General features: G+C 39.1%; 18 protein-coding genes and 1 pseudogene. 7 read left to right on the plus strand and 12 right to left on the minus strand.

What is annotated here, in order from left to right; genetic code table 11:
• Positions 1-173 precede the first annotated feature (173 nt).
• The 10 genes from hxlB to F4694_RS00255 form a co-directional block, all read right to left on the minus strand.
• Entirely contained in the window at positions 174-722 is a 549-nt protein-coding gene (hxlB, locus tag F4694_RS00210; protein WP_179594897.1) for a 6-phospho-3-hexuloisomerase, read from the minus strand.
• A gap of 3 nt (positions 723-725) precedes the next feature.
• Complete coding sequence (gene hxlA, locus F4694_RS00215; protein WP_179594898.1) at positions 726-1352, minus strand: 3-hexulose-6-phosphate synthase; 627 nt, start codon at positions 1350-1352, stop codon at positions 726-728.
• A 202-nt stretch (positions 1353-1554) separates the two neighbouring features.
• Positions 1555-2532, minus strand: coding sequence for a LacI family DNA-binding transcriptional regulator (locus F4694_RS00220; RefSeq protein WP_179594899.1), 978 nt, complete (start codon positions 2530-2532; stop codon positions 1555-1557).
• Between the two features lie 159 nt (positions 2533-2691).
• Positions 2692-3975, minus strand: coding sequence for an MFS transporter (locus F4694_RS00225; RefSeq protein ID WP_179594900.1), 1284 nt, complete (start codon positions 3973-3975; stop codon positions 2692-2694).
• A gap of 1 nt (position 3976) precedes the next feature.
• Positions 3977-4936, minus strand: coding sequence for a sugar kinase (locus F4694_RS00230; RefSeq protein ID WP_179594901.1), 960 nt, complete (start codon positions 4934-4936; stop codon positions 3977-3979).
• Positions 4933-5691, minus strand: coding sequence for a sugar phosphate isomerase/epimerase family protein (locus F4694_RS00235; RefSeq protein ID WP_179594902.1), 759 nt, complete (start codon positions 5689-5691; stop codon positions 4933-4935). Before F4694_RS00235 ends, F4694_RS00230 begins: the two co-directional genes overlap by 4 nt.
• 949 nt (positions 5692-6640) lie before the next feature.
• Positions 6641-6778 carry a YvrJ family protein gene (locus F4694_RS00240; RefSeq protein ID WP_034673739.1) on the minus strand — a complete coding sequence of 46 codons (138 nt, stop codon included), beginning with the start codon at positions 6776-6778 and terminating at the stop codon, positions 6641-6643.
• Positions 6779-6844: 66 nt separating this feature from the next.
• On the minus strand, positions 6845-7063 hold the full coding sequence (locus tag F4694_RS00245; RefSeq protein WP_179594903.1) for a DUF2922 domain-containing protein: 219 nt from the start codon (positions 7061-7063) through the stop codon (positions 6845-6847).
• Between the two features lie 33 nt (positions 7064-7096).
• Positions 7097-7315, minus strand: coding sequence for a DUF1659 domain-containing protein (locus tag F4694_RS00250; RefSeq protein ID WP_179594904.1), 219 nt, complete (start codon positions 7313-7315; stop codon positions 7097-7099).
• A 180-nt stretch (positions 7316-7495) separates the two neighbouring features.
• The gene (locus F4694_RS00255; RefSeq protein WP_179594905.1) at positions 7496-7684 is read right to left on the minus strand and encodes a Spo0E family sporulation regulatory protein-aspartic acid phosphatase; all 189 of its coding nucleotides are present in this window, start codon (positions 7682-7684) and stop codon (positions 7496-7498) included.
• A 1058-nt stretch (positions 7685-8742) separates the two neighbouring features.
• Here F4694_RS00255 and F4694_RS00260 point away from each other — a divergent pair.
• From F4694_RS00260 to F4694_RS00290, 7 genes and pseudogenes are all read left to right on the plus strand, one after another.
• Positions 8743-9576, plus strand: a complete 834-nt coding sequence (locus tag F4694_RS00260; protein ID WP_218895471.1) for an amidohydrolase family protein — start codon at positions 8743-8745, stop codon at positions 9574-9576.
• Between the two features lie 25 nt (positions 9577-9601).
• The gene (locus F4694_RS00265; protein WP_179594907.1) at positions 9602-9943 is read left to right on the plus strand and encodes a UxaA family hydrolase; all 342 of its coding nucleotides are present in this window, start codon (positions 9602-9604) and stop codon (positions 9941-9943) included.
• A pseudogene (locus F4694_RS00270) lies at positions 9930-11089 on the plus strand (UxaA family hydrolase). The gene F4694_RS00265 and the pseudogene F4694_RS00270 overlap by 14 nt, the downstream one beginning before the upstream one ends.
• 31 nt (positions 11090-11120) lie before the next feature.
• On the plus strand, positions 11121-11933 hold the full coding sequence (locus F4694_RS00275) for an SDR family NAD(P)-dependent oxidoreductase (protein WP_179594908.1): 813 nt from the start codon (positions 11121-11123) through the stop codon (positions 11931-11933).
• Positions 11930-12703 carry an SDR family NAD(P)-dependent oxidoreductase gene (locus F4694_RS00280; protein WP_179594909.1) on the plus strand — a complete coding sequence of 258 codons (774 nt, stop codon included), beginning with the start codon at positions 11930-11932 and terminating at the stop codon, positions 12701-12703. Before F4694_RS00275 ends, F4694_RS00280 begins: the two co-directional genes overlap by 4 nt.
• Positions 12704-12721: 18 nt before the next feature.
• Complete coding sequence (locus F4694_RS00285; RefSeq protein WP_179594910.1) at positions 12722-13615, plus strand: fumarylacetoacetate hydrolase family protein; 894 nt, start codon at positions 12722-12724, stop codon at positions 13613-13615.
• A gap of 20 nt (positions 13616-13635) precedes the next feature.
• Positions 13636-14061, plus strand: coding sequence for an RbsD/FucU family protein (locus F4694_RS00290; RefSeq protein WP_179594911.1), 426 nt, complete (start codon positions 13636-13638; stop codon positions 14059-14061).
• 25 nt (positions 14062-14086) lie between these two features.
• Here the strand turns inward: F4694_RS00290 and F4694_RS00295 are convergent, their stop codons facing one another.
• Positions 14087-14806, minus strand: coding sequence for a GntR family transcriptional regulator (locus F4694_RS00295; RefSeq protein WP_179594912.1), 720 nt, complete (start codon positions 14804-14806; stop codon positions 14087-14089).
• A 169-nt stretch (positions 14807-14975) separates the two neighbouring features.
• Positions 14976-17435, minus strand: coding sequence for a M60 family metallopeptidase (locus tag F4694_RS00300; RefSeq protein WP_179594913.1), 2460 nt, complete (start codon positions 17433-17435; stop codon positions 14976-14978).
• Positions 17436-17504: the final 69 nt, after the last annotated feature.

Here is a 17504-nt window from a genome sequence, read left to right on the forward strand (position 1 = left end):
GTATGAATATTTCGTTTTAGTGTCGAAATCCACTAACCCATCTTCGACAAAAAATTTCCCGGAAAACTTTCAAAAATTCTCTTTTAAATGTGATTGAGGAAGTTTTAATCAATCGTTTGTTTATGGTGAAAACTCTTAAATACTGTCGAAAAAAAGACCCATTTGAAATGGGTCTACTCTAAATTACTATGGCGTCCAAATGCAGCGTTGTGGTCCACTTTGTTAAGGGCGCTGTATTGCAGACAAAGCGTATCGAATAAGATATGAGCGCACTGGTCGAATAGGGAACCAAGCGGCTGAATCGTTTTCAACTCGTTTTCACGGCGGTATTTAGTCGCTGCCGGTACGTGAAGAACCGTTGTTGCCGCAACTGCTAATGGAGACTCTGGGTTGGTAGTGATTGCGATAACGGAACAGCCAAGAGAATGTGTTTTTTCAGCAGTCCAAACCACATTCTTAGTTGTTCCTGAACCAGAAATCGCTACTAAAATGTCTCCTTCTTCAATAGATGGGGTGATTGTTTCACCGACAACATAGACGGCGGCACCTAAATGCATTAAGCGCATGGCAAATGATTTGGCCATCAGCCCGGAACGACCTTCACCAATAACGAAAATTCGCTTGGCTTTTTGCAATTGGCGGGCAATATCGTCCAGCTTATTTTCTTCTACCTGACTCAGTACAGTTTCGATTTCTTTAATAATAGTAGGAATGAATAACATGATTTATTTTGCCTCCACACATTTAAATTTGGCTGCTGCTTCTGCTGGATACTCTGCCTTCGTGATTGCGGAGCCTATAATCACAATGGAAGGATTACGTGTTTTCCGTAGTAAATCCAATGAATCGAGGGTGATTCCGCCTGCAGCTGCAATGGTCATATCAGGACCATAGAAGTTGTTTTCCACTGCACCATGATTGCTAGCCCCAAGCTCCTCTTGTTGATCCTTGCTTATATGCTCACAAAAAACAGCATTCTTGTATTTCATTAAATCCATTTTTTGTTGCTCTGTTGTATTTAATAAATCGATCATTACGGTTTTATTATATCGCCCTGCAACCTCCATACACGCCTCAATGGTTACAATGGGAGACACGCCCATCACAGTCGCCACATCTGCTCCGGCTTCATAGCACATTTCAAATTCATAACGGGCATTATCAATCGTTTTTATATCGGCAACAATCGTTTTGGCAGGGAAAGCTTGTTTCATCTCTCGAACGCTCGCCATCCCAAATTCCTTAATCAATGAGGTTCCGACCTCTATCCAATCAACAGAATCTTCTACTTTTCTTGTTAATTCAATCGCTTCACTTATTTCCATCCGATCCAAAGCAAGTTGTATTTTCATCGGTTTAACTCCTTTTCGGTAGATAGATAAATCGATTTACTAAACCGGTTTATGAATTCATTATACTTCAATTGTAAGCGTTATTCAATAGAAAAAGTAGAGAGTCTAGAATGGAGGAGGAAGGGGGAAGTGCCTGCCAATAACTGTCCTCCTGAGGTGGACAGTGTCCACGAGCGGTGACAGGCACCAACTTAAGCACAACCTACTTAATCTCGCTCGGAAATACGATTACTTCGGGGTCATGATTTTCTTTGCGAATTTGTTGATAAAGGAGTTCGGCGGCTTTGGTCCCCATTTTTGCTGCTGGTTGTAAGATAAAGGATAGGGTTGTCTCGAGCATTTGGGAGAAGGGGATGTTATCAAATACTACTACATCTAGGTCTTTCCCAAACTTCATTCCTTTTTCTTTTAAGAATTCTCCAAGAGCAATAAAAACACGATCATTTGCTGCAAATAGGGCTGTTGGTTTTACATCTAATGAAAAAAGCTCTTCCAATTTCTTTTTCATTTTGGGAATACTTGCTTCGATAATGTAATTTGGATTTACCTCTAAGCCTGCGTCATTCAAAGCTTTTTTGTATCCTTCCAATCTTTCTATCCGCGTGCTGACTGTAAGCGGCTGGACAGCAAAGGCAATATTTTTATGTCCGTTTTCGATGAAATGCTGAATGGCCTTGTAGGTGGATTCGGTGTTGTCGGTAATCACGGAAAACACATCAAGATTTTCTACTTTTCGATCGACAAACACAACGGGATAGCCTTGATTTATCATGCTTTCATATAATTCATTATTTTTTCCTGTTGGAAAAATAATCAGCCCATCCACCTGTTTCGCCCGCAACATTTCAATATACTTCTTTTCCTTATCGGGATCATCATCGGCATTGCAGACGATGGTCTGCAAATCATATTGATGAAAGAAATCCTCAATCGCACGGCTCACTTCTGTTGAGAAATAATGTGTTATATTTGCAACAATGATTCCAATAAGAGAGGTACGCTTCTGTTTGAGGCTCCTGGCTAAAAAATTGGGTTGATACCCTAGGGTGTCAATGGCCTCCTCAATTTTCTGCTTGGTTTTTTCACTCATATATTCATATCGTTTATTTAAGTATTGAGAAACGGTACTTTTTGAAACACCTGCTTCACGAGCCACATCGGCCATCGTTACTTTTTCCATGCTTATTTTCCTCTTTCCTATGGTTCATTGCTTTCATTTTAGCGGCAAATCAGCTATTTATCCAGTATCTTCGATGTACGGTCTTTTTTTTATAAAGAAAAGAGGATGACATATTTTTGTCATCCTCAACCATAATGCTAACCGCGCTACGTGAAATTATTACGCACTCATTTTCATATCTGCGGACTTGCTGCTATCCTTTTTTGCAACATTTACCGCCCAAACAGTCAAGATTGCAGATAGGAATAAAGATCCTGCCATAAAGATATAAGAAGCACCAAATCCACCTGTTGCACCGTTCAAATATCCTACAATATAGGCACCAACGAAGGATCCTAATGCACCCATAGAGTTAATCAGGGCCATTGCACCACCGGCAACGTTACGTGGCAGGATCTCAGGAATAATCGCAAAGAACGGACCGTACGGAGCATACATCGCACCACCTGCAATGACCAACAGCGCAAAGGAAATCCAGAAATGCTGCGTACCAATTGCATAAGAAGCATAGAAGGCGATTGCGCCAATTAATAGGAATGGCCAAACAAAAGCACTTCGGTTCATCATTTTATCAGAGAAATAGGAAGCAACTAACATCAGAACAACCGCTAATAAATAAGGGACTGCAGACAACCAACCTGTTGTCACAATATCCATATTTGGCGCCGCTTTAATAATAGAAGGGAGCCACATCACAAAGCCATATACACCAATGCTCCATAAGAAGTACTGAGCGCTTAATAGAATAACTGGTTTTGATTTGAAGGCTTCGCCGTAATTTTTAACGGGCTTGATACCTTCTTGCTCTTTAGCTAATTGCAATTCAAGATCAGACTTTTCTTTATCCGTTAACCATTTTGCTTCACGCGGTTTATCATTAACTAACTTCCACCAAATAAACGCCCAAACGACAGCAGGTAGTCCTTCAATAATAAACATCCATCTCCAGCCGACGGATTCAACTAAATAACCAGAAACAATCGACATCCACAAAACAGTTGCAGGATTACCAAGAATTAAGAATGTATTGGCACGAGAACGTTCTTTTTTCGTAAACCAGTTGCTTAATAGTACAAGCATCGACGGCATAACAGCGCTTTCTACGACTCCAAGGGAGAAACGAATGACGAACAGTAACTTTACATTCGTTACCATACCCGTAAACGTAGCAAGTAAGCCCCAAGCAATCAATGACCAAAAAATCAGTACCTTGGCGCTCTTTTTCTCTGCGTAAGCTGCTCCTGGTACTTGGAAAAAGAAATAACCCAAGAAGAAAAGTGCCCCAAGCAGGGAAGAAGTCGCCGCTGTAATGTCAAGGTCCTTCGCTAATCCGGAAGCAGCACCGAATCCATAGTTCGCACGGTCAAGATAGGCAAGACTGTAAGTAATAAAAGCAATTGGAATTAAATAAAACCATCTTTTTTTAGCAATTGTTTGTTTCATGTTAATTCACTCCCTGTAATTTATTATCTATATATTTCTTTAACTGTTCTTTCGTTGGATAGCCATCATTGTCACCAGGTGACTGAACAGCTAGTGAACCAATTGCATTTCCCCGCATAACCGCGTCATGTATGGAGAGACCTTCAAGAAGTCCACTGATCACTCCGACAGCAAAACCATCACCTGCGCCAACGGTATCGACGACTTTTTCTACAGGAAAGCCGAGTACGGTTCCTTCTTCGGTTGCTGTTTTATAAAAAGCACCAGCTGGTCCAAGCTTAATGACCACAAGCTCAACACCCTTATCCAAGTAAAAGGAAGCAATATCACGAGGGTTTTTGAAACCTGTTAAAATTTCACCCTCGGCTAACCCCGGCAAAACGTAATCCGCTTGGAAAGCAGCCTCATTGATTTCTTTTACCATTTCTTCTTGTGATGCCCAAAGAGTCGGGCGTAAATTCGGATCCAAGGAGACCTTTCGGCCATTTTTTTTCATAGTCGTTAATGCATGTTTGGCAAATGCTCGTGCACTTGTTGAAATCGCTAATGGAATCCCTGTCATATGAAGGTGTTTAGCGGCTGTGAAATACTCTTCGTTAAAATCTTCTACAGTAAGATGACTTGCAGCGGATCCTTTACGGAAATATTGAACTTCAGGATCTCCTTCTACTACCATTGATTTTAACTGGAACCCAGTAGGATACATGTTGTCTAGCAAAACATGGTCTATGTTGACGTTTTCATTTTGGAGACGGTTCATAATAAATTTTCCAAATGCGTCATTTCCTACTTTACTCGCCCAGCCAGAGCCCAGTCCAAGGCGGGCAAGACCGATTGCAACGTTGGTTTCGGCGCCTGCAAGCTCACGGGTGAATTGGTTAACTTCATGTAAGGAACCAGGATGATTCGCCATGAACATCGCCATTGCTTCGCCAAATGTTACCACATCTAACTTTTTCATAGTAGTACCTCGCTTTCTGTCATCATTTGGATATACTCTTTTGTTCGTTCCTTTGGTTGTATGGGGAACTCAAGCGCTTTCACTAGATTGGAAGGGAGGCTGTTCATCACTTTTTCCCAACTGTGTCCAATGTTTTTTTGAAGCGGCACGGTTACGAGTTCTCCGTTTTCCAAATCGACCTGTTTCAAATGAAGATACTGGACATATTGGGAGAGCTGACTTAAAGCGTCGTCTATATCCTGTTTGGAATAGTACCAGTTTCCGGCATCCATTGTCATTTTAACCGGCACATTCTGTTCGGAGGCGCTTTCAAAAAATGCCTTTAAGTTGGAAACATTTCCGCCATACAGCGTTTGGTCGTTCTCTACGAACAATTGAATATCAGAATGCTGCTTCAGAATGAAGTGCAAGTGGCTTACATTGGATTGCTCTTTACTAAAATGTCCGAGTGATACTTTGACCCACTTGGCACCTAGCTTCTTTCCTTCTTCAAAAATCGTAGATAACTCTTGTTCATTTAACTGATGATTCGCATTCCATAACTCGACGGGTGCCGAATACACAGTAAAAAGTTGATGTTGTTCTATTTCTAGTTTCATGCTTTCTAACGGCGGATCTTGTTCTGAAAATAACTCCCGGCGAATCTCAATTCCAAACGCACCTGAACTGGCAATAAGCTTAATAAAAGAAGTTTGTCCTTTCTCTAAGACTTCAACTCTCTCAAAAGCATTTAAAGGAACAATCACATTTTGCATGGTTATGACACCTTCTTTGAAGTAATTAAATTAAATTGTTTTAGTAAATCGGTTTAGTAAATCGGTTTATGGATATTATAAACTTAATGTAAGCGCTCTTGCAAGTAAAATTTTTAAAAAAGTTGTTTGATAGAATTTATCTTCGCTAATTTAGCGGGTTACTTGTACTTTTTTAATAAAAGTAAAATTTGTGGGGAGTGGATAAAGGAAAATAGCGGGCTTAGCAGGAGATTTTCTGGATAAGCTGAGCGCCAGAAGGCAATCACATAGCTTAGTGATTGCCGTATTTTAATTTACCGGGGTGCAGGATATAAATGGACAGAATTTCACCACACGTTAAACATACAATATAGTTCTCTACGGTTCCCTTTGTAAAACTTTTTTCTATTGAACGAAAGCATTTGTGGTCACTTGCTTGCGTAAAGGAAGTTCCACCGCATTCTAGACACTTTTTTATTGTTAGATTCATATAACACCTGCCTCCATAGTGAATTTTCACATCAACAAACGGAAAAAGGAATGAAACGTTTCAGCAAAAATAAGTAACATTCCATTCTATGCGAGTCAGGTGCAAAATTTTCATAAAAAAGGCTATCTTCCGTATTTGGTTGTTAAAATCCTAAAGCCGATTTTAACGTGGAACAATCTATCTTTATGAATAAAGTATGTTTGCTAGCTCTTTTCTTAAATTTGAATCCAGTTTGCAAGAGGTCATAATTCATTCAAGTGCTTTTTAATCTCCAACAGCAGCAAAGTTTTAGAAAAGAGCTAAAAAAAAGGATCCGGCCGGTTGCCGAATCCAAAAAGAAATCTTATAAAAGGGGGTTTATGAAAGAGAGAGAAAAATGTTTGTCCTCTTCATGTATTTATCTTACCCCCTAAGTATGAACAAACTATGAACAAAGGTTTAAGGTTCTATTAATTTGAAGGTGACATAGTGGTTTAGCTTCTATGCCTTCATGCGTTCGGGAAGATTTTGAATCGATTGGACTACCATATCTAGCTTCGATTCAATCCGATATAGCAAATAGAGGGTCACAACGATTGGAAATCCTACCTCACTGATAAGAGGTATCATTTGCTCCATAAGATTTCACTCCTTTCTTCTTAATAAAGGCCGGCTTCCCTCGGAACCCGGCCTCCTTCTACTCTATTAAATTATTTCATATTCCGTTACATTGCGGTCAATCATGCGAGCTCCCTTTACAGAAGCAAAATTACCGTTTGTAGAAGTGAAAACTCCTGATGCGATCATTTCCTCCATCGCTGCCTTCACGACTGATTCCTCAATCGGTTCCTTTGGATTTTCTATTGATAAACGTGCCGATTTACCAAACTCAGTAACAAACTCCAACTCTAATGTTTTAGCCATTTCATTCACCTCCTATCGCTATTTATTTTTCCATTAAGCTAGTAAATCTGCATTGTCGACTCTCTCAATATTGCTGAGAGTATCGTTTGATAAACCGATCAACGCTTGTGCTGCTTGGAAAAGTTGATCAGCTGTAGCGGATTTCTGGATATTACTAAGTGTCTTTGATTTTAAAACGGGTTTCCCTTCGTCATCCATGCCTACTTGAAACACCAAACGTAACTTAGACGATGTTACAACTGCCTGTGCCATTGTCGATCACCTCCTTTCACCCTTTATATATAGAAAAATAAGCGAAAAGGACATGGTCCGATAAAATAAACATGTTTTGTGCATTCTGGAGTAACCGCTATGAAAAGAAATTGGAGTTGGATCTATAGGTGGTCTGGAGATGTAAAAGAGACCAGCAAAGTTTTGCTGGTCTCTTACTTGTTAGATTAGTTGTTCTATTTTCTCATTAAAGTATTCATTCATCAGGCAATCAAGTTTGATTGATAGACTTATATATTCGGAAGTATTTGGGCCAGTTTGGTTAAATAATTCACTTAGTTTTATTTTTAGCCCCACGATGTCCATTAAAAGTTTCTTGTTTTCGATTTGGGTTAATTTGTTTGTTTTCATCATACACCTCGTATGTTTATTTGTACTGTGGTTTGGAAGGTGAGATGACTTGATTTCCAAGTTCTTCAATTTATGATGGATAGCATTTTTCCAAAGCCTTTCCGATAGTAACACAGAACATCTTAGCTGTGAACACTGATTTAAATAGTAGGAAAATTGAGAAAAGGGTAAATGATACTGATATATCTTGCTGCTGAAAACAGCCTTTAATTAGACATGATTTCGACCATAATAAGTTATTTTGTAATAACGTCTAAATTGCAACAATTTTTGTATGAGATATTAGCTAGTTTTCTCAGTCTTCAGCTAATAGGGCTGTTCTAGCCAGCCCTTTTTCTTAGGCTTAACCATCTTAGCAGCAGGATCAACGCTGGAAAATATGGTTTAAACTACTGGGTAGTACCATTCATCAACAAAACAGTTAGAAAAAACAAAGCAAAAGTAACAGCCTAAATAGGTAAAGCAAAAAGACGATTCGCTCCCTCTCGAATCGTCTTTTTTTGTACTTTTTTTTAGGGATAAAACGATCATATGAAAAAAAAGAGGGTAACAACGTCCGGTTTTTTAATCGCGGCATAGGCAACGGCGAAATATCAAATTGCCTCTCAATTTTTTCCGTCCTTTTGACCAGGATTAGCATAGAGAAAAGTAAGGAAGAAGCATTGATTGCTTCAGTATTTTGAATTATATTCACCATAACTATGAAAAGGATATTTCACTGAATGATTTGGCCGATAAATTTGCATCCGCACTATGTGGGACTGCCGCCGTGCAATATGATAAAAGTTTTTAATCTTTTGGCATGAAGCTGTCTTAATAGCTGGTTCATGTCTTTTTATATATATTCATTTTTTTAAAACATCTACAAAACTTTAAAAAACATAGAAATTAAGGTGAATAAAATTCAGATAATTCCTAATAAGACGAAAATTTGAGTGTATACAACAAAAAATGAAGATAGAAACTAATCGCAGAATTTTTTATGATGAGTACTAACAGAGAAACGGGGAGGAGATATACCAATGCATACAAGTGAGCGTTGTCTTTGGAAGTGTCACATGAAAATTGATGCTCATCAGCACTTTTGGAAATTAGATACAAAGCTGTATGACTGGCCTACTCCTGGTTTAAAACCAATTTATAGGGATTTTCTCCCTGGAGATTTGGATATGCATTTAAAACGGCACAATATCAAGCAAACGATTGTAGTACAAGCTGCTGAATCTATTGAAGAAACCGAATTTTTACTGGATTTAGCCGATCAGTATGAATTTATGGGCGGAGTTGTTGGATGGATTGATTTGTCCTCCGCGGAATTTCCTAATCATTTTAAACGGTTGTTGAAGTGGCCGAAATTTGTTGGAATAAGACCGATGCTACAAAGTATGGCAAACGATCATTGGATATTAAAACCTGAAGTGAAGCGCAATATTCGGCTTTTGGTAGAAAACGACTTTCCCCTGGATCTATTAATCTATCCCAAACATTTACGGCATATCGTAGAGTTGTTAAAGGAGTTTCCTAGCTTACGAGCTGTTATTGATCATTGTGCAAAGCCTAATATTAAGGAACAGCAATGGGAATCGTGGGCAGATTGGATAGAAGAAGTTTCAAAGTATGAAACACTAATGTGCAAATTGTCTGGACTAGTGACGGAAGCAGACCATCAATCATGGGAGATTCATGAGTTTAAGCCATATATTCATCATATTATTCAGTGTTTTGGTCATGAACGGATTATGTTTGGCAGTGACTGGCCGGTCTGCCTCCTTGCAGCAGATTATGATGATATTGTCCAGATTTTACATGAAAACTTGCCTAAAGAATTGACGGTGGAAGAAATAGAATTGTTATATGGAGGAAATGCGAAACGATTTTATCGATTGCCGTAAAAAGATTCGAAGGAGGGAATATTCTATGGCTGAACAAGCCTTTCAAAAAGGACTTTCATGCATAGTGATGCACGATCAGGATAATGTTGCAACGCTTCTGAAGGATTGTAAAAAGGATGAGGTTATAACGTACATAAGGGATGGAAAAGCTTTTCAGTTAACATTAATTCAAGACATTCCTTTTGGACATAAAGTATCGATTACTGTCATTCGTCAAAACGAAGAAGTGATTAAATACGGTGAAGTTATTGGTGCTGCTACTATAGAAATTCCTGCTGGGACCCATGTCCATGTTCATAATATCGAAGGCATAAGGGGAAGAGGAGATATAGGCCGCGGAGGAGGTAAAGAATTTGCAAACCATTAGAGGATATCGCCGTGAAAATGGAAAAATTGGCATTAGAAATCATCTATTAATCTTGCCTACTGTCATATGTGCCAATCAAGTCTGTTCAAGAGTTCAACAGCAAGTGCCCGGTTCGGTTGCAATTCCTCATCAACATGGATGTAGCCAGGTTGGTGCGGATAAAGAACGAACACATAAAGTGTTAGTCGGTATGGGAAAAAACCCTAATGTAGGAGCTGTTTTAATCGTTAGTCTCGGATGCGAGGTAATTAATGCGGCTAAAGTAAAAGAAGAAATTGAGTCAACGGGTAAACCTGTTATTTGGATTGATATTCAAAATGAAGCGGTTCCATTAAAACGATCCAAAGAGGGGTTGAAGAAGCAAAGAAACTCATGAAGGAAATTGAAAAAACGCCAATGGACGATGTTTCTGTTTCGGAGCTGATCGTTGGGGTGAAATGCGGAGGTTCTGACTTTACTTCTGGCTTGTGCAGCAATCCAGCACTTGGGAAGGCTGCAGACATGCTTCTCAACGAGGGTGGAACCATTGTCAGGGGCGAGACGACAGAAATTATTGGAGCAGAGCACCTTGTCACGGCAAAGGCTGTTAACTCGAAAGTAAGGGAAAAACTATACCTATGCGTCCAGCAATTTGAAAATGAGGTTGAACGAATGGGTGTAGATATGCGAGGGGGGAATCCGAGTCCTGGAAATATTGATGGAGGTTTATCTTCCATAGAAGAAAAATCACTTGGATGTATTAGTAAAGCTGGCTCAGCTCCATTACAGGACATCGTTGACTTTGCGGAAGAAATTCCGGGAAAGGGCTATTATTTTATGGATTCACCTGGAAACGATATCGAATGTGTTTCCGGTATGGCAGCAGCAGGCGTTCATTTAGTGTGTTTTACCACCGGCAGGGGGACGCCAACGGGCAATCCTATTATCCCGGTAATCAAAATAACAGGGAACGAATTAACGGCCAAACGTATGGCTGACAATATGGATGTCGATACGAGTCCTGTTTTACATGGAATCCAAACGCTAGATGAATCCGGGCAGAATATCTATGAAATGATTTTAAACGTAGCGAACGGTCAAGAAACAAAGTCTGAGATTTTAGGTCATCAGGAATTTAGTATTAGTAGAATAGGGATCAGTTTGTAAGTTTAATAGAATTTTAGGAGGATGGGATTGGATGATACTAAGAAATCGCGTTGCCCTAGTAACAGGAGGAAGCAGAGGTATTGGAGCGGCCATCGTAGAGCGGTTAGCTGAAGAAGGTGCACATGTGGCCATCAATTACACCTCACCGAGTTCCTATGAGAAAGCAGAAAAATTAAAGCAGGAAATAATAGAAAATTATCATGTCCGCGCCATGGTTGTGAAAGCGAATGTTGGCATCAAGCAAGAGATAGATCAAATGATTGACGAGGTTGAAAAAACTCTTGGATCGATCGATATCCTTGTCAATAATGCTGGCATTGCCCCATTTGAGCCATTTATGAAAGTAACCGAGGAAATTTGGGATCGTACCTATCAAACAAATGTAAAATCTATTTTTCTTACTACGCAGCGAGTGGCAAAAAAAATGATTGAAAAAAGATACGGAAAAATCATTAACATCACCTCAACGGCAAGCTTACTCGTTACAAGCCCAGTCATTCCGCACTATATTTCATCGAAAGCGGCCGCAAGCCATTTAACAAAGGCACTGGCGATTGAATTAGGAAAATACAATATTAATGTAAATGCTGTCGGTCCCAGTACGGTTGCAACGGATATGTGTCATGATTATTTAAAAGATGAAGAAATTTTAGCCAAAGAAATTCAAGCCAATCCGATGAGGAGGCTTGGAACGGAAAAACAAATCGGTGATGCGGTTGTGTTTTTAGCCTCAGAATATGCCATGCAGGTAAATGGACATCTGTTAATGGTAGATGGAGGACTCACAGTAAAGGCTGCACAACCAGAAGATCATTTGGAGCAAGAAAGGAACTTAATCATATGAGATTAGATGGGAAGGTAGCGTTAATTACCGGAGCTGGAAGCGGAATTGGCAGAGCTACTGCCCTCCTTTTCGCTAAGGAAGGTGCACACGTTATTGTCAATGATGTCAACGAGGAAAATGGTGAAAATACGGCGAAAGAAATATACCAAAAAGGAGGAAGTGCGACATTTTATTATGAAGATGTGACAATCCCTGAATCGGTAAGAGCAATGACAGAATCAATCGTTCAAGAACATACGAAAATTGATATTTTATTTAATAATGTAGGAATCAGTAATGTTGGACGAGTGGATGAAGTAGAGCCTGAAGAGTGGGATAAGGTAATGTGTGTGAATGTGAAGGGTGTGTATTTGCCGAGCAAATATATTGTTCCGTATATGATGGAACAGAAGAATGGCTGTATCATTAATATGTCCTCATGTGCCGCAGAAATGGGGCTGATGAAACGAGCGCTGTATTCGGCCACGAAAGGAGCGATATTATCGCTTACAAAGGCGATGCAGGTGGACTATGCACCTTATAATATTCGAGTTAATGCCTTATTGCCTGGAACGATTTTTACACCATTTGTTGAAAATTATTTAAGAACCTCTTATAGCGATCCAGTAGAGGCCATCGATAAAATAAAAACTAGGCAATTAAGCGGCGAGTTAGGAAGACCTGAAGATGTTGCAAGCGCTGCCTTATTTTTAGCGTCGGATGAGGCAAAATTTATGATGGGATCTCCCCTCTATATAGATGGCGGGGTTGTGTTTGGCAAGAATGCTTAAAAGAAGAGGATGGAGACCATGAAACTAGTAACGATTGAAGAGCAAGGAAGACAAAAATTAGGTGTTCAAACAGAGCAAGGCATCATTGATATTGCTGCTACTGCAGAGAAGAATGCAAAATGCAACATCCAGACAGATGTAATGTCTGTCATTTCTAGTAATAAAGAAGAACTATCTAATCTTCAGGATTTTATCTCCAGTGTCCAAGCGGAAGAAAAAGCGGTGTTTGTTGCTCCTGATAAAATGACTTGGGGACCGTGTGTAACAAAGCCTCATAAAATTATTTGTGTTGGGTTAAATTATCGAAGACATGCGGATGAAACAAATGCCCACTATCCGGAAGTACCAATTTTGTTTAATAAATTTGATAACGCGTTAACCGGGCATAAAAGTGAAATACCTGTTCCAAAAGTGACAGATATGCTAGATTATGAGGTTGAATTAGGCATTGTAATTGGGGAAAAGGCGAAAAATGTAAAAGAAGAGGAAGCGCTTGATTATGTTTTTGGCTACTGTGCTGTAAATGATCTTTCAGCACGTGATTTACAAATGAGAACGCATCAATGGCTGCTTGGGAAATCCTGTGATAAATTCAGTCCTATCGGTCCATACTTAGTTACTTCAGATGAAGTAGGTAATCCTAATGATCTTGCATTAAAAACATATGTAAATGGTGAACTAAGACAAGATTCTCATACATCAGATATGATTTTTTCCTGTGCGGAAATTGTAAGTTATATTTCTCGTCATATGACATTGGAGCCTGGAGATATTATATTAACAGGTACACCAGAAGGAGTCGTTTTAGGGTACCCAGAAGAGAAGCAAGTGTATATTAAACCAGGGGACGAGGTTACGGTAGAAATAGAAAAATTAGGATCGCTGACTAACTATTTTGTAGATGAAAAGTAAAGAAGCGAGTGTGATACAGGATGCTTAAGGGGATACCTTCGATTATTTCACCGGAATTAATGAAGGCTTTAATGGAAATGGGGCACGGTGATGAAATTGTACTGGCAGATGGAAATTTCCCAGCTGCCAGTCACACTGAGCGCCTTATTCGTTGTGATGGACATGGAATATCTGAATTATTAAAAGCAATATTAGAATTTCTTCCGTTAGACACGTATGTGGAACATCCCGTTGCATTCATGGCGGTTGTTCTTGGTGATTCCGTACAACCAACGATATGGAAAGACTACGAAGAAATTATTCATCAGTTAAACTATTCATTTCCTTTTGAGTTTATGGAACGATCTGAATTTTATCATCGTACAAAAATGGCTTTTGCGGTTGTGGCCACTAGTGAAACGGCACAATACGCCAATATAATTTTGAAAAAAGGTGTTATTAAATAGTTTACTATCCATGGAGTATAATCTATTATTTCAACTCTACTGTATAAGAAAACTTATCACCTCTAGCGATAGAAGCAGTATATTCAATAATGGAATCGTGCTCATAGGTTGTACGCTCAAGCATGAGGCTGGGGGTATTTTCAATTATTTGAAGATATTCAGCTTCAATCATTCGTGTGGATACTGCTTTGAACGTTTCCGTCGCCCTGGTAATCGTAACATTATAAGATTTACGGAAAATTTCATACATCGGCTTATTTTCTAACTGATTTTTTGTTAAATTTTCAAAACGAGAGACTGGGAGGTAAGAAGTTTCATAAAGCATTGGTTCATCATCTGCTAATCGTAGCCTGGCCACTTTATATACATCTGAATTTCCTGATAAGTTCATTTTTTTTGCAATGTTATCCTCACAAATAACCTGTTCGAACGAGAGTATTTGAGTAGAGGGTTTTTTTCCTGCTTTCTTCATTTCTTCGGTAAAACTATAAAATTGGACTAGGCTTTGATTATATATTTTGGGAGATACAAAGCTTCCCTTCCCATGTACTTTATAAATATATCCATCCCGTTCTAAAGATTGCATGGTTTGACGGACTGTGGTCCGGCTAACTTTATATAATTCACAGAGTTCTCTTTCAGATGGCAGTTTTTCATACTCTTTCAGTTCTCCAAGTTCAATTTTTTCGAGGATGGTATCCATCAATTGAAAATATAGGGGTAATCTCGGATCTTTAATCATCATATATTACTCCTTATTGCGTTAATTTAATCTATTTTCGAATACACTAATTATACATTGAAAGACTTTAGTATTCCATTGTCATTCCACGAAGTCAGAAAATTCGCGCAGCAGAAAAGAGCCATGTCTTAAAAATGACATGGCTCTTTTTATTAATGTGCTGCTTTACCCATTATTTTTTCTCTTCTCTTATTAGCCAGATTCCAGTCTTAGGCTTAGGCAGATTTAATGATTCAATTAGAGATTGAGTATCGTTCGAACAGTAAATTCCCCATTTAGAGAAATATTCTATCAGATTTTCTCCAGCTGTTTTGGAAGCGATTGTAACAAACGTATCGATCATTTGCTGATTTGTTGCTGGGAGGCGATCATCCGGCGTCTCTCTATAAGTTGTAAAGATGTTCGTATAAAAATCCCAGCCATAAACCATTCTAAGCTGCTGGAACATGACGAGTCTTTCAAAGTTTCCTAATTGCTTGTAAAGCTTATCAGGATTGGGGTCTATTACAAACTCTAACGCCCTATCGTATGAGTCTTTTCCATTAGAAATATCCAATAGACGGGACGGGTTATTGAATTTTTCCTGTGTCAGCAGGGAGAAAAGATTGACTGTTACTTCTCCAAGGTCTCCCCAAGTCCACGGAGCCTGCTGATACTCATGTCCGATTTCATGCCAGAATCCCCAAGCATTATTCTTGATATAGGATTCATCAAGTATGGAAGCTGCATAATTAGTGGAACCATATTCAATTGGCACCATGATAGGATATCCAGCATGCATTAATCCACCTTTAATTTGTTTATCCAGGACAATACGGAAGGGGATCGAATGTCTTTTATTTGGCATTTCTTTTTGTGTATCCAGCCCTGCCAGTCGATCATAATCCATAATAATATCATCCCATAGTGACATGATCCGCCCTGGATCTTCCAGTTCTAATAAGTATTCAGATGGAAGAGTTATAATGAGTTTTTCTCCTTTTAATTCACCGAACGGGGTAGTAGCTCCTCTAGCCTTTATATTTTGCCATTCTTGTTCGGTTGTCTTTCCGATTTCGTAGTAGGGAGCTTCGATAGCACCGCTTATTGAAAAATCCGCTTGCTGATCAGGAGTATTGGTCATCATAGGAATAAAATAAATTAAACCTCCGTATGGACTGCTGACCACATTGGTTCCAGGAGTGAGTTTTTTAAAGTGAACAATATTCGGCACCCTTTTCCACTCTGACAATCCATTTAATTCATCATCGTGTGAGCCAATTTGGACACTAACATTTTCAACACCTTCAGGTACTTTAATGGTGAAGTCTTTTCCTGGTGGTGCATACAACCCGGTGCTGATCCAGTTTTTGCTTGGTAATGCACGAGTGTACATAAGATCAGGATTTCCAAGATTGATAGATATTTTTTTATTTTGAACAGGTTGTGCCGCTTCAGATACTTTTCCTGGAAATTCATCAGCATACGGTGACTTTTCATTTCCGGCATCAATTGAGAAATGAGTAAATTGGAAGTTTAATAAAGAATTACGATAGGGCATTTCACCTTTTTTAATTGGAAACTGAACTTTACCATAGGATGCTGCTTCCTTAACTGCCCAATTATACAGTGGTGAATCTATTGTGATGGTTTCCAGGGTTTCGGTTAAGACACTTAGTAACAGGTTTTTCTTTTTTTCGTTATCTGTACCAGCAGGGCCAAGATTAATATCTTTAAAGCCTAAAACTCCATCCTCAATTTCCTTTCCTTGTTTTAGTCGATTTAAAAAGTGATTTTCCTTAATGGCATCGGGAGTCATATGATTTAAGGTTCCCGATGAATTGGTTTTCACATTAAGCAGAGATAGACCAGTCTTATTTAACAGATTCTGGACAGGGTAATGCTCGCTAATTCGGATTCCTCTCCAGTTTCCGAGCTTTGCTCTTTTTTCTACAGGTGTATTTCTTGTAATGCCTTCTAGATCACCGCCGTTTATGGTGGCAATAATATTGCCGCCTTGATGTACATATTTTTCAAGAATAGGAATTTCACTTTCCTTAACAGATTCATCAATCAAAGCAACTGTATATTTATTGGGGTTTAACGAGCTTCTGTCCCATTTGTCCACTTTTACGACTTCTACGGGAAGAGAAGGGTCGATCGTTAAATCCTCTGAAGTCGTAATCAATTTTAAAGTCTTGTTAGCTGTTAGCGCTTCTTCATATCTTCCTGTATATTTTGTTCCCTTGCCATTATTAATAACAGATTCCTCAGTTAACCACATTAGAATATTACGGGAAAGCACGCTTAACGGCTCCTGATTATTTTGCAAAGAAAAATATCTTTGATCACCTGCTAATACAACTTTTCCATTCCCGTACCGGGAAGCTGCCATATTTGGAATTGCCTCTGGGACATTGACAGGAAATGCATCTTCACCAATTGCAGCAACACCTCCGCTCCCAGAAACAACAGGGATTCCATCTAAATCTTTTATAAAAAAAGGGTAGTCTTCCTCCACTGAATGGGCTTGGGCCACACTTTTCTGATTGGGAGACTGAACTTCTGCAGCACCCGATGCTGGAATCGTTGCCGCTGCTAAGAAGAGAAGAGAGAAGCTTGAATATATAATTTTCTTTAATTGAGGTATCATTTTTTCACCACTCTCATTTTTTTCTTATAAGCAGGTCGATACAATAAATGATCGACACTGCTTATGAAA

The sequence above is a fragment of the Neobacillus driksii genome, from assembly GCF_013409995.1.
Taxonomy (GTDB): domain Bacteria; phylum Bacillota; class Bacilli; order Bacillales; family Cytobacillaceae; genus Neobacillus; species Neobacillus driksii.

Bases quoted from the DNA above. Each gene is read 5' to 3' on its own strand.
- F4694_RS00250 (WP_179594904.1), bottom strand. From the start codon at position 7,315: ATGGCACAGGCAGTTGTAACATCGTCTAAGTTACGTTTGGTGTTTCAA.
- F4694_RS00245 (WP_179594903.1), bottom strand. From the start codon at position 7,063: ATGGCTAAAACATTAGAGTTGGAGTTTGTTACTGAGTTTGGTAAATCG.
- hxlB (WP_179594897.1), bottom strand. From the start codon at position 722: ATGTTATTCATTCCTACTATTATTAAAGAAATCGAAACTGTACTGAGT.
- F4694_RS00230 (WP_179594901.1), bottom strand. From the start codon at position 4,936: ATGAAAAAGTTAGATGTGGTAACATTTGGCGAAGCAATGGCGATGTTC.
- F4694_RS00290 (WP_179594911.1), top strand. From the start codon at position 13,636: ATGCTTAAGGGGATACCTTCGATTATTTCACCGGAATTAATGAAGGCT.
- F4694_RS00260 (WP_218895471.1), top strand. From the start codon at position 8,743: ATGAAAATTGATGCTCATCAGCACTTTTGGAAATTAGATACAAAGCTG.
- F4694_RS00235 (WP_179594902.1), bottom strand. From the start codon at position 5,691: ATGCAAAATGTGATTGTTCCTTTAAATGCTTTTGAGAGAGTTGAAGTC.
- F4694_RS00265 (WP_179594907.1), top strand. From the start codon at position 9,602: ATGGCTGAACAAGCCTTTCAAAAAGGACTTTCATGCATAGTGATGCAC.
- F4694_RS00300 (WP_179594913.1), bottom strand. From the start codon at position 17,435: ATGATACCTCAATTAAAGAAAATTATATATTCAAGCTTCTCTCTTCTC.
- F4694_RS00280 (WP_179594909.1), top strand. From the start codon at position 11,930: ATGAGATTAGATGGGAAGGTAGCGTTAATTACCGGAGCTGGAAGCGGA.
- F4694_RS00275 (WP_179594908.1), top strand. From the start codon at position 11,121: ATGATACTAAGAAATCGCGTTGCCCTAGTAACAGGAGGAAGCAGAGGT.
- F4694_RS00255 (WP_179594905.1), bottom strand. From the start codon at position 7,684: ATGAAAACAAACAAATTAACCCAAATCGAAAACAAGAAACTTTTAATG.
- F4694_RS00220 (WP_179594899.1), bottom strand. From the start codon at position 2,532: ATGGAAAAAGTAACGATGGCCGATGTGGCTCGTGAAGCAGGTGTTTCA.
- hxlA (WP_179594898.1), bottom strand. From the start codon at position 1,352: ATGAAAATACAACTTGCTTTGGATCGGATGGAAATAAGTGAAGCGATT.
- F4694_RS00225 (WP_179594900.1), bottom strand. From the start codon at position 3,975: ATGAAACAAACAATTGCTAAAAAAAGATGGTTTTATTTAATTCCAATT.
- F4694_RS00285 (WP_179594910.1), top strand. From the start codon at position 12,722: ATGAAACTAGTAACGATTGAAGAGCAAGGAAGACAAAAATTAGGTGTT.
- F4694_RS00240 (WP_034673739.1), bottom strand. From the start codon at position 6,778: ATGGAGCAAATGATACCTCTTATCAGTGAGGTAGGATTTCCAATCGTT.
- F4694_RS00295 (WP_179594912.1), bottom strand. From the start codon at position 14,806: ATGATGATTAAAGATCCGAGATTACCCCTATATTTTCAATTGATGGAT.